Source organism: Cysteiniphilum sp. (assembly GCF_057495195.1).
On the sequence record NZ_JBXTEF010000150.1, the window covers coordinates 1 to 11379 of the forward strand.

14 protein-coding genes are annotated in these 11379 nt (G+C 40.2%); all 14 read left to right on the plus strand.

What is annotated here, in order from left to right:
- Nucleotides 1-99 precede the first annotated feature (99 nt).
- Nucleotides 100-294 carry a hypothetical protein gene (locus ACY10D_RS12165; protein WP_487000991.1) on the plus strand — a complete coding sequence of 65 codons (195 nt, stop codon included), beginning with the start codon at nt 100-102 and terminating at the stop codon, nt 292-294.
- Between the two features lie 19 nt (nt 295-313).
- The gene (locus ACY10D_RS12170) at nt 314-634 is read left to right on the plus strand and encodes a hypothetical protein (RefSeq protein ID WP_487000992.1); all 321 of its coding nucleotides are present in this window, start codon (nt 314-316) and stop codon (nt 632-634) included.
- A 251-nt stretch (nt 635-885) separates the two neighbouring features.
- A complete protein-coding gene (locus ACY10D_RS12175; protein ID WP_487000993.1) occupies nt 886-1173 on the plus strand; it encodes a hypothetical protein in 288 nt (95 codons plus the stop codon).
- Between the two features lie 9 nt (nt 1174-1182).
- The gene (gene traL, locus ACY10D_RS12180; RefSeq protein WP_487000994.1) at nt 1183-1473 is read left to right on the plus strand and encodes a type IV conjugative transfer system protein TraL; all 291 of its coding nucleotides are present in this window, start codon (nt 1183-1185) and stop codon (nt 1471-1473) included.
- 53 nt (nt 1474-1526) lie between these two features.
- Nucleotides 1527-2093 (plus strand): type IV conjugative transfer system protein TraE, encoded by a 567-nt coding sequence (traE, locus tag ACY10D_RS12185; RefSeq protein ID WP_487000995.1) that lies wholly within the window; start codon nt 1527-1529, stop codon nt 2091-2093.
- Nucleotides 2086-3054, plus strand: coding sequence for a type-F conjugative transfer system secretin TraK (traK, locus tag ACY10D_RS12190; protein ID WP_487000996.1), 969 nt, complete (start codon nt 2086-2088; stop codon nt 3052-3054). The genes traE and traK overlap by 8 nt, the downstream gene beginning before the upstream one ends.
- A 10-nt stretch (nt 3055-3064) precedes the next feature.
- Nucleotides 3065-4864, plus strand: coding sequence for a TraB/TrbI/VirB10 family type IV secretion system protein (locus ACY10D_RS12195; protein WP_487000997.1), 1800 nt, complete (start codon nt 3065-3067; stop codon nt 4862-4864).
- 47 nt (nt 4865-4911) lie between these two features.
- Nucleotides 4912-5454 carry a type IV conjugative transfer system lipoprotein TraV gene (traV, locus tag ACY10D_RS12200; RefSeq protein ID WP_487000998.1) on the plus strand — a complete coding sequence of 181 codons (543 nt, stop codon included), beginning with the start codon at nt 4912-4914 and terminating at the stop codon, nt 5452-5454.
- 25 nt (nt 5455-5479) lie between these two features.
- On the plus strand, nt 5480-8077 hold the full coding sequence (gene traC, locus ACY10D_RS12205) for a type IV secretion system protein TraC (protein WP_487000999.1): 2598 nt from the start codon (nt 5480-5482) through the stop codon (nt 8075-8077).
- Entirely contained in the window at nt 8070-8513 is a 444-nt protein-coding gene (locus tag ACY10D_RS12210) for a TrbI F-type domain-containing protein (protein ID WP_487001000.1), read from the plus strand. The genes traC and ACY10D_RS12210 overlap by 8 nt, the downstream gene beginning before the upstream one ends.
- The gene (locus tag ACY10D_RS12215) at nt 8497-9195 is read left to right on the plus strand and encodes a hypothetical protein (RefSeq protein WP_487001001.1); all 699 of its coding nucleotides are present in this window, start codon (nt 8497-8499) and stop codon (nt 9193-9195) included. Before ACY10D_RS12210 ends, ACY10D_RS12215 begins: the two co-directional genes overlap by 17 nt.
- Nucleotides 9195-10241, plus strand: coding sequence for a conjugal transfer pilus assembly protein TraU (gene traU / locus ACY10D_RS12220; RefSeq protein ID WP_487001002.1), 1047 nt, complete (start codon nt 9195-9197; stop codon nt 10239-10241). The genes ACY10D_RS12215 and traU overlap by 1 nt, the downstream gene beginning before the upstream one ends.
- A gap of 18 nt (nt 10242-10259) precedes the next feature.
- Complete coding sequence (gene trbC, locus ACY10D_RS12225; RefSeq protein WP_487001003.1) at nt 10260-10973, plus strand: type-F conjugative transfer system pilin assembly protein TrbC; 714 nt, start codon at nt 10260-10262, stop codon at nt 10971-10973.
- Nucleotides 10940-11379: hypothetical protein (locus ACY10D_RS12230; protein WP_487001004.1), on the plus strand; the 440-nt coding region annotated here is incomplete at its 3' end. The genes trbC and ACY10D_RS12230, both read left to right, overlap by 34 nt.

Below are 11379 nucleotides of genomic sequence, written 5' to 3' on the forward strand. Positions count from 1 at the left end.
GAATCAAGATTGGGAAGGTATTGAAAAGCAAATCTACTTAAAAACAGCATAGCAGACTGTCTATGTGTTGCTTTCAATGCCAAAGAGCATCAAAAGCCTTTGAATTTTAGCGATGAAGATACGCGTTTTTTATTACACCATCCTACAGGCAACAAAATTATCACACATGATGAGTTGGAGTGGTTTTGTCAGAAGTGTTTTGGTGAAGTGGCATTATCTGCTGAGGATGCATTATTGCATGGTCAATCACTCAATATAGGCAGTGGCTTACTGTCCATAGAAGTTTTACATTAATCAATCAGGGAGAATCTCAGTGGAGAATATTAAAGCAAACAAGCTAAATAAATTAGCTTTGACAGAAGCAGGTAACAAGATATTAAAATCAGTCGTTTATGTGCTGATTAATATGTTTTGGTCTTTGTGCCTATCGAGTTTATTGATTATCAGCATCATGATATTGCAACACATCTGGTTTATGTACCTTGATGTGATCCAATATCATGCAGCCATGGAAAATATTGCTGCTAAAGCCTCAAGTGATGTCATTAGTCATTATGCCGTTTACTTAGCGTGCATTATTTTTATGTACCGAGTCATTGGTGACTTGGTTGGTAATGTTTTATCTAGTCAATAACAAAGGGGAGTAGAGATGATGCTTAAATGGATTGATTCAGGCTGAGTTGATTATAAGCCAGTAGTGATTTAATGCGATGATTTTTTAAAAGCCCATATCCAGTGGGTAGGGTGCTTTTTGCCTGATAAAAAGGCATTAGCGTAAAGAGAAAAATTGATAAGCCTTAAAACGGCACTAGCGCAAGAAATAAAAATCAACAAACAAACTAAAGACAAAAACCAAGAACCATAAAAACGAAAGAGGAAAATAAAATGTTTAAAGTTGTTAAAAACCATATGAAATCACTCATTGCTTATGTGAGTGCTGTTTTGCTGAATCTTTTTGTTGTCAGCCAGTGTTTTGCTACTGACTACTTCAGTTCAGGTAAAACCAATATTCAGGACAGCATTGGCGTAGGAAGCACCTTGTATTTCACGGTCTTTGGGGTTGGCTTATTAGGTACGATTGTTAAAGCCAAACAATCAGGAGATTGGGTTAAGTGGCTTTCTGGTTATGGTGCCTGCTTGCTAGGCTACAGCATTTTAATTTCATTCGTGTGAGATAAGTCGATGAGTGATGATCTGGATTTCAGAATACCGTCAAGGCTCAATGCGCCAAGGAAATTTTTATTTATGACGTTGGATGAATTTATCCCAGCGCTCGTAATTTTTCTGGTTGTGTTTTTTATGTTTAAGCAACCTATTATGGCACTCATTTTGGCGGGGATATGGGTTGGTATTCTTAAGTATTTTAAACAGGGTCATGGCACCGATTTTTTGATGATCAGATTGCAGCGTATTTTACCCGTCAGTGTGTTCTCTAAGGTGCCGCCTAAATCAAAGAACAAATGGCTTTTTTAGGTTGTGATGATCGATGAGCCAAGATGATAAAAGTGTAAAACAAGGTAAAAATCATGGATTTTAATTTAAGTAAAACCAAAGTGGACATTGCAAATCAGGTGAGCAAGATTCTTATTTTTGCGCTGATTGGCATTACGATTGTCGCGATCCTTGAGGGTATTTTGCTGTTTAAGTTTAAACGTGATGCAAAGGTGATTGTGGTGCCACCTATTATCACTCAGCCATTCACAGTAAGTAATACTTCGGTAGATCAAAGTTATTTGCAACAAATGACCTTATTTTTAATTGGTCTTAAGCTCAACGTAACACCGAAGACAGTAGCAGCAACACATCAGTTATTTTTAGATTATGTGGCACCTGAAGTATATGGCGCGGTTGAAAAGCAATTGATTGAAGAAACAGAGGCAATTAAAGCAGGGGATATATCCGCTAGTTTTTCCTTATCGAGCATTATTGTTGATGCCCCACAGTTAATGGTTAAGGTGTCAGGTATTTTAAAGCGTAGTTCTGGCTCAAATATTTTGCCTGATGACAATGTCACTTACCTTGTGCGTTATGAATTAAGTAATGGCACCGTCAAGCTCTTAAGTTTATCTAAATGGGAGAAGAAACATGCTTAAGCGATTTATTACCCAAGCATGCTGGGGTGCAGTATGTTTGTCATTGATGCCATTGGTAGCGGTAGCCGCTAATAATGAGGCTATCAAACCAAACTTACATTTTAATCAGCAAAATTTAGCGCTGAAACCAGATGAAAAAAATAATGAAAATAATGAAAAAAATGATAGAAAAACTGATGCTATTGAATCATCAAAGTCTACCAATATCGTAAAGCCAGAAGATGCAACAGAAGCAGTAGCGGCAGTGTCAGAAGTATCAGATCAGATAGCCCCTAAAGTTGCCAAGCCGCAAGCGCATATTATGATTCAGCCACCTGTTGTGGTCACGCTTGGCAATAATGAGACAGTGCAGCTTAGAATGAGTGAGCATCAGCTTAATCGCCTATTTGTCAAAGGTGACAGTATCAGCAATATTGACTGCCCACAGAGTTTTTGTGAAATCAGTTTTGATAAAGATGATCCATCAGGTGCGGTTAAGATCAAGTATCACACGAGTAATTCATTTACGTATCATGTGACAACACATGGTGGATACAACTTTAGCGTGAACGTCACCCCTAAAATCAATGATTCTGGCTTGGGGGATACGGTTGAATTTGTATTGATTGGTGGCAATCCAACGAAAAAAGCCACAGAGGAAGACAGTCCTTATCAAAAGCTTATTATCAAGCGTATGCGTCAGATGATACAGGATAAAGAAAGTGACAATTTCAGTTATGTTGCTGTTAAGTCAGATGATAATCAAAGTGGTAACACGATTTACGACAATTTAACCGTTCGCCCAATAAAAGCTTATCAAAGCGCGACACTTAAAGGCGTGGTATATCAGTTAACTAATACGGGTAAGCTACCAACACCTTTGGCAGAGTCACAATTTTATACGCATGGTGATCGTGCTATCGCGTTAGATCAGCACTCACTGGTACCCCATCAAAGCACTTACTTGTATGTATTAAGATAAGGGGCAGATGATGAAAGATTTTAACGAGTTTGAAGATAAAGAACTGAATAACCCAAATCAAGAGGGTGGTGATGGTTATCAAGAAGATAATCAAGGCGATCAAGATAGCTTAACTCATCAGGGTGGCAATAAAGATACCAACAAAGATAACAATGATCAGGAAGATAAGAAAAGTGCTGAAAGTAAAAATAGTGGTGATGAAGCAGCTAAGCAAAACCTAACAAAAGGTTTATTGGCAAAGATCACGGGCTTATTCAGTTTTTTGAACTTCTTGAGTTTTTTCAAGAAAAAACAAGACCAATATGATAACCAAGATCAGCAAAATGAGCAAACTGAGAGAACTGAGCAGGATCAATCATCTGATCATAGTGATGCTGATGATGATTATGAGGAAGAAAATCAAACCCTGTGGGATAAGTGTTCGCCGTATAAAAACATTATTTTTATAGGCGGCTTTGTTTTGCTGCTCATCATTGTCATTAGTTTGATTGTTCATATTAAAAACAAAAATAATAGTGTCGATAGTTTGATCCCGAATGCCAATCAGCAGACAGTGAATCTTGCTGGAGTGACAACAGATTTTACCCATGCCTATGAATCAACAGCATTGCAGTCTAATCAGATTCAGTTATCTAAATTGCAAAAGCAGTTGGATGTGATGCAAAAAAGAATGCAGGGCATTCAAGATGCAGCAAAAGAGCAAGAGGACAAACAATCTAAAACCATTCGTGACTTACAGAATCAGTTACGCGGCACCCAAGGAGCGCTGGAAAACATCAACACCAACAAGCATGGGGTTGAAACTGCCACGGATACAGATAGCAATAGTGGTGCTATGACCAATAATGCCAGTAAAGCACCACTACACTTAAACATGCTGGGTCTTTATGGCAATACACGCGCTTTAGGTAAAGATAAAACGCAAGGCTTGGATATGCAGGAAGTCGGTGGTGCGCCACAATTAGCAACACAGCAAATCTCAAGCTTTCATTTTAGTTTTGCGCAAAATGAAAAAGAAGATAACCCGTATGATGCATCAAATTTCGTGCCAACAGGGACATTTGCAAAAGCAGTGATGCTTTATGGTGCTGATGCGAATGCTGGGGTGAACTCTCAAGGAGATGCAACACCTGTTGAGTTTCAGATTTTAGAAAATGGCTATGAGCCAAATGGCAGACGTGCGCCATTGAAACACTGCTTTGTGACTGCGGGTGTGACAGGGGAAATATCATCTGAACGCGGCATTGTTAAACTCGATCGCTTATCGTGTACACGCGATGATGGCAGTGTGTTGGATATTCCTGTCGAAGGGACAGCCGTTGATATTGGGGGTAAAAATGGCATTCGCGGTATCCCTGTGATGCGTAATGGCAAAATCATAGAAATGTCAGGTCTATCAGGTTTCCTATCAGGTGTTGGTGGCGCATTATCACAAGCATCTACAACAACGAGTGTATCCCCATTAGGTGCAACACAAACTATTTCAGGCGGTGATGTATTAAAGGCAGGACTAGGACAAGGTGCGCAAACGGCTTTAGGCAAGATTGCCGATTATTACATCAAACTGGCTGAGCAATATCACCCTATCATTCAGATTAATGCGGGTGCCATGGTTGATTTGGTTTTCTTAGGTGGTTTTCACCTTGATCCTAAACAAACACGTGCCATTGGCATGCATACACCTATGCACTACGGGCAAACAGAAAAGCCGAAAAAGCCAAGCATTGCGCAAATGATTGCCGCACAACAGAGCATTGCCAATCAAAAAATGAATGAAGTCAATCAACAGTTACAACAGGCGGGGCAGTAATCATGGCAGTTGGTTTAAAGAGAAGAAATAGCGAAAGCAGTAGAAGTATGCAAGAGAGTAAAAATAACATCAATTTCATATATCAGACATCGACTGTCACTGTGACGACAAAATGGGCGCAAAAGCTGATGTTAGGTTTCATTGGCGCGGGTGTTCTGCTTTTGAGTGGTTGCGCTGCGATGAATGGTGATTTTAATTGCGACAAGATCGGTGGTCTTGGAGCAGGTTGTGTATCCATGAATGATGTATATAAAAATGTTCAAAATGGACGCATCAATGCTAACAGTGACTTAACACAAAACCCCATTGATATTGGCAACAGTCAAAACTCGAAAGCCGCTGATGCTAAAACGCTTGCTGGTGTGAAGCTTGAGATTCCCGCGGGCTTTACTCGTGCCATCCCTGACTCTGGTCAACCAGAGCGCACCAGTGATCATGTGAAGCGTATTTGGATTGCGCCGTTTAAGGACAGGCAAGACAACTATCACGATGCGTCTTACGTGTATACGGTTGTAACCCCATCACATTGGCGTGACTATCCTGTTTCAGCGATTCGCAGTGATGGATTTGGCAGTTACCTTGAAGACTAATAGAGGATAAAGAGGACGTGTTGCTATGAAATCATCTGAACAAACAAAAGTTAAAAAAGCAAATAAAATCAAAATAACGAAACACAACCCCAATCATTTAAATACATATTTACCTTATCGGTTTTATGAAGAAGATACGGCATTTTTTCATAACACTAACAGTGTGGGCTTTATGAAAGAAATGACCGTTTTAGCAGGGGCGAATCAACAGGTGATTACGCAGCTATCTTCTTTAATTAAAGATAAATTCCCAGAGGGCAAAGCGTGGAATTTTGGCTTTTCATTGGTGGGTAGTCAGCATACACATGAGGTTTTAGCCAGCAATGTTGAAGCATGTAAGGTGCGTGGTGGTGATCATGCTAAGCATGCACTTTTTGAACATGCCTTTGTAAAGAAGCATGCCATTACAGGCTTTAAATCGAACTTAGGACTAAAAACTGCATTACGTGATTACAAAGCCTATTGCTTTTTCTCCAGCAAGAGTAAACAAAAGGATGTCAAGCGTCTACTGAGGTTAAAGCAGGATGTGGAGACGGCGTTTTCAACAACAGGTATTGGTCATCGTGATTTTAAACCTGAAGATTTAATCCAGTACATTCATTTTATTGGCAACAATGATCTAAACAGTATTGCCAGTGATCAATACCAGTATGATCGTTTAAACTATCTCTCCAAACAGGTGTTATCGGGGGATACCAAGTTTGGTGTTAATGACAACAGTATTGACTGGCAGTTTCGTAATCAAAAAGGGCAAAAGCGTGCAACACGCACGGTTAATCTGTCTTTAAGATCATTGCCTTTTGAGTTTGCGCTTGGAATGGTTGCGGATTTATATGCAGACATTGCTAATGGACAAAATGCCATTCAGTGTCCATTTATCATGACGATGAATTTTGAAGTGCAGCCACTATCTACATCAAAGGCAAAATCATCGCGTAAATTAGCAGGTAAAAGACGTATTGCAGGCAATGCTAAGCTACGAGACTTTTTTCCTTTGATTGATGAAGATATACAGGAGTGGGATTTTATTGTTAAGGGTCAGGATAAGGGGCAGTTCAAGCTTGCCAATATGACCTTAGATTTAATGTTGTTTACCTCAGAAGAAAACTATGATGTTGATACAGAGACAGCTATATCCTGCTTTAAAGCCAAAGGGATGAGTTTGTCGGTTAATGAGGAGTTACAGTGGGAAGGGCTATTTAGCACACTGCCTTTTTGTAAACATGACTATAAGATGGCAGCATCACAAGCTGCAATAACACAAACGGTTACCACCTTTAATATTGCCAATATGTTGCCAATTGTTGCCGATTACAAAGGCTCAAAAGATCGCATTGGCTTAATGCTGCCAACCTTTAGAAATCAGGTGTTCTTTTTAGATAACTTTAAAACAGAGGCAGATAACTACAATATGGTGGTGTGCGCTTATTCAGGTGCTGGAAAGTCCGTTTTTATGCAGGCGTTATATGATAATCATATCCAGCGTGGCGGCGAGCTTTACTTGTTTGATAAAGGGGGATCGTCTCGCAAGTATGCTATTTCCAATAAGGCAAAGTACCTTTCTGCTAAAGATATTAACATTAATCCTTTTCGTTATATCAGTAACAGTGATGACTCAGAGTATTTGGATGCGTCTAATAAGCAGATTGCGACCTTAATTAGTGTGATGGCAGAACCTGAAGCATTGCTTGATGAAGTCGAAAAATCAGCGATTTTGGCAGCAGTGAGCTTTGTGCGCAAAAAATATGGACAGGATGCCAGTATTGAACTGGTGGTTGAGTATCTTGAAACCCATTATCACGAAATCAAGGAAATGAACCAGGAGACAGCCAATAAAATCTTTCAAGTGTATTACAACCTAAGAAAATACACGCGCAAATATAATGGGCATTATGCCAATGTGTTTTCAGGTGAGGGCAGTATTTTAGAGGATGGTAATCCTATTACGATTCTTGAGTTAGAGGATTTTGAGTATGACGAGGAGTTGTTAAAAATTGTTGTCTTTAGCTTGATGGTTGTGGTCAATGAAAAGATGTACCGATCAGGTAAGAAAAGACGCAAGATGTGTGCGTTTGAAGAAGCGTGGAAGCTGATAGGTGATAGTAGTCCGCAAACTGCCAATATGATTGAGTGTGGTTATCGTACGGCACGTAAATTTAACGGGGCATTTGTGGTCATTACACAGGGTATGGAAGACTTTTTGAATTCTAAAGCCGCAGAAGCTGCATGGAATAATGCAGGGGTTAAGATCATCATGCGTCAGAATCCTGAGAAATTTGCTGAGTATCTGCAATCTGATCGTAATATCTTTACCAATGCCGAAGCTAAGATTATTAACAGTTTTCAAAAAGCAGGCACGGCAGGCTTTTCATCACTGATGATTAAAGCAGGTGGTGTAACCACATTTAATCGTCTTTTCCTTGATCCTTATAAACGCATATTGCTGACCACTGAGCCAAACGAGGATTCAATGGTTGAGGAGTTGGTGACACAAGGAATTGATATGGATACAGCCGTTTATCTGGTGGCTGCACGTTTGTATGGCGATGAGATTCCAAGTGAGATACATGCTTATTTTGCTGATCGAGTTAAAGCATTACAAGGCGAGGTGGCTTATGCGTAAGGTAAGCACAAGCAAATCATGGGTGTTTGTTATGGCAGTCATCAGTTTTATTGCTGTGGTGGCGTTGTTGTTGTCATTAATGAATTACTTTAACCCGCCGCGTTCACTGGTATCGTTTGATGTTAACAAAACCGTCAAGTTATTTACGCAGCAACTGGCTAAGCAGAACTTAACGGCTGAGCAGCAAAAACAAGCGTTTCAGCGATTTAATGCCGTGCTGTCAGAAGTTGAATATCGTTATTGTCAAAAGTTTAACTGTACATTGATTGTTACCCCTGCGGCAGTGAGCTTTATTCCTGATGCAACACCTGTAATTCAACAGGAAATTGCTCAGCAAATGCAAGTATTAAACCGATCACAGGCGCAATCGGCTGATACTCAATCAAGTGTTAATTATTTTGCAATTAAGGGGCATGAACATGATCTTGATGAATAAGGCGCTGAAGTGGAAAAAACTGGTTGCAGTGGTTGGTGCATTAATGGCGCTACCCTTAACACCAACTAATGTGACGGCAAAAGACTTGGGTGTTTATGGCAAAACCTATCCCATCACTGAGCAGGATTTTTTGTTGTACTTAATGGCAAAAATTGCTGATTTAAAAGCTTCTGGCAAATGGGCTGATATTGAAAGACAGATGCAGGAAACTACACAAAAAGAAGCGTTAAACCCAACACAACCTTATCATTATCCAACGATTAGCAAGGGTGGGGTTTATATGGTTGATCCAACACTTACTATTGAGCATGATATTCGCCTACCTGATGGGCGCTTGCTTGCGCATAAAGGGCACAAAGTAAACCCGTTTGATTACTTGCCGCATCATTATGACAAGGTGATTATTTTTATCAATGGCACAGATATGCGTCAGGTTGAATGGGCATCACAAGCCATAACCACGATGCAGCACTCAGGACATCCTTATTATTTAATCTTAACGCAAGGTAACTTAAAAACTGCCTACGATAAACTGGGCAGAATTTACTTCGACTATCATGGCTTTTTATCGACAAAGCTCGGTATTAAGACAGTACCAAGTATTGTCAGTCAGGTAAAAAACAAATGGCAAGTCCAACAAGTCAGTTGCTCCAGTCAATATTGTCAAGGGGGTAAGGTTTGATGAGCATACTTAAAAATCTTGTGCAGAAGTTATTTCGTGGCATGGTACTGATAACTGGTTGTGCTTCGATGCTGTCGTTATCTTTTAATGAATCTTATGCCGCAGGCGCTGCTTGTACAGGTAAGTTTGTGATGCCAAGTGCGATAGACTGGAAAGGGCTTTTCCCCATTACCTTTGGTCGCATTCCAGTGGCGCAAGGCGATGCGCCTGATACGCAAAACCCTGCAATGCCTGTGTGCATGTGTCCAGCGCCACCACCTGTCTTTGAACGTATTGGGTTATCGTTTGGTTATTGGGAGCCGTATGCTTTAGTTGATGTCACCAGAACACCTTTTTGCATGGTCAATATGGGCTTTCAGATGAGCATGGGCATGAAAGAAGAAGATATTGGTGGCAGAACAACTAACAACGATCAGGACTACCCTGAGGGGAATTTCTTTCACCTTCACTGGTATAAATATCCTATTGCTTACCTTTTGAATGTCATTACTTCAATTGGATGTGTTCAGGCGGATAACTTCGATCTGGCATATATGAGTGAGTTTGATCCTGCATGGCAAGATGATGATTTATCAATGATCATCAACCCAGAAGCCTTGCTTTTCGGGAATCCTATTGCACAAATAGCTTGTTCTGCGGATGCGATTAAAACTATCCCAAACAGTCAGTTACCGATTGATGCTTTATTTTGGTGCATGGGTTCTCAAACGTCAACCGTTTACCCATTGGATGGTAACAATTTAGATGGTTATACGTCTGTGCAAAGTGCAACACTCTTATCAGAGCGTTTTAATTATAAACTACACCGCGAGGGGGTTGTTCAAGACAGTGAGCCTACGCAATACGGAATGTGTAATGCGCTTTACCATCCTATTTTACCTAAATCACGCTATCGCTATGAAATGGTGAACACTATTCCAGATGCTGCCAGTGTGCATCCGTATGGGCATATTACTTATCTATGGGAGTCAGGGCATAACAATCCTGCAACAGGTGATAATTTTGGGTTTTTGATGTGGCGTAAACGTAACTGCTGTTTATTGTAAATAGTGAGAGGGTGAGAAATGTTTAATAAATTTTGTGTGATCAGACTAGGTGTTTTGGTTTTTTCTGGTCTTTTTGGTTTCCTTGGTGTTTTAAGCACACTGTCTATGGGTTTTGCAAATTCTGTTGATCAAGTGATGTCCTATAATCAGAACATGATTAATTATCAAATGGCAGCGGCTAAAAAAGCCATTAGCCAGCATGAGGATCAATGGAAGCGTTTGCAGTTTAAAAAGTACCATCAGGCATTTAATCAACTGGGGGTAAAACAGGAAGCCCAACAAGGGGTGATGATTTTTGTCACCTTGTCGATGCCAGCGGTTTCATTAAGGCAAATTTTAATGCAGGCGGCACGCTTACATATCCCTGTGATGATTCGTGGACTGGTCAATAATGATTTTGCGACCACAAGAAAACGTGTTGCTCAAATTATCACACTTAAAAATCAGACAGTGGTTTCAGGTGGTGTTGAGATGAATCCAATCTGGTTTAGGCAGTTTCATATTACCGAAGTGCCTGCATTTGTTGCCTATAAACGTAGCCCGAATTGTGAAGCTGGAGATATATGCGCAGATACGAAGTTTGATGTGCTATCGGGCAATATTAGTGTTGATCAGGCGCTACAGATATTAAGCAATAAGCATAAAGATGTCTCTGGCAGCATTGCCAGTGGGTATTTAGTTAAAAGTGAGATAAGCAAATGGTCAGACGTATTACATTCATCACAAGCTTAATGATCGCAAGTCTTAGCTTTGCTTCACAAGCAGGCGATTACAATAACAGCGTGCCAAAGGATGAAGCATTGATGGCGCAGAAGATCAATCAAGATGCTATTTTAAATGCGCATCCAACCGATGCCTTTGGTGATAAATATAATCCAAACCCGAGCGAGACGGCTTACTATGGTGATGATGATTCTGCTATGAATCAGGCAGCACAAAGCGCATTGGCTAGCTCAGATATTGCCAAAACAGCGCATAGGGTTAAAAACAAGCAGCCAAGCACTGAAGCGTTAGAAAACTCAAGCTTTGTCAAAAGCAATAAGCTGTTTTTTACAGATGCTTACAATGTAGCGCATGGCATTTCTGATGATCAGATTGATTGTGAAAATGGACATACCTGCCACTTTGTTTTTGAGCC

What these genes read in the sequence shown, in the direction of transcription:
- traU (WP_487001002.1), top strand. Translation starts at nt 9,195, where the DNA reads ATGAGCATACTTAAAAATCTTGTGCAGAAGTTATTTCGTGGCATGGTA.
- ACY10D_RS12195 (WP_487000997.1), top strand. Translation starts at nt 3,065, where the DNA reads ATGAAAGATTTTAACGAGTTTGAAGATAAAGAACTGAATAACCCAAAT.
- ACY10D_RS12215 (WP_487001001.1), top strand. Translation starts at nt 8,497, where the DNA reads ATGATCTTGATGAATAAGGCGCTGAAGTGGAAAAAACTGGTTGCAGTG.
- traV (WP_487000998.1), top strand. Translation starts at nt 4,912, where the DNA reads ATGCAAGAGAGTAAAAATAACATCAATTTCATATATCAGACATCGACT.
- traC (WP_487000999.1), top strand. Translation starts at nt 5,480, where the DNA reads ATGAAATCATCTGAACAAACAAAAGTTAAAAAAGCAAATAAAATCAAA.
- traE (WP_487000995.1), top strand. Translation starts at nt 1,527, where the DNA reads ATGGATTTTAATTTAAGTAAAACCAAAGTGGACATTGCAAATCAGGTG.
- trbC (WP_487001003.1), top strand. Translation starts at nt 10,260, where the DNA reads ATGTTTAATAAATTTTGTGTGATCAGACTAGGTGTTTTGGTTTTTTCT.
- traK (WP_487000996.1), top strand. Translation starts at nt 2,086, where the DNA reads ATGCTTAAGCGATTTATTACCCAAGCATGCTGGGGTGCAGTATGTTTG.
- traL (WP_487000994.1), top strand. Translation starts at nt 1,183, where the DNA reads ATGAGTGATGATCTGGATTTCAGAATACCGTCAAGGCTCAATGCGCCA.
- ACY10D_RS12210 (WP_487001000.1), top strand. Translation starts at nt 8,070, where the DNA reads ATGCGTAAGGTAAGCACAAGCAAATCATGGGTGTTTGTTATGGCAGTC.
- ACY10D_RS12175 (WP_487000993.1), top strand. Translation starts at nt 886, where the DNA reads ATGTTTAAAGTTGTTAAAAACCATATGAAATCACTCATTGCTTATGTG.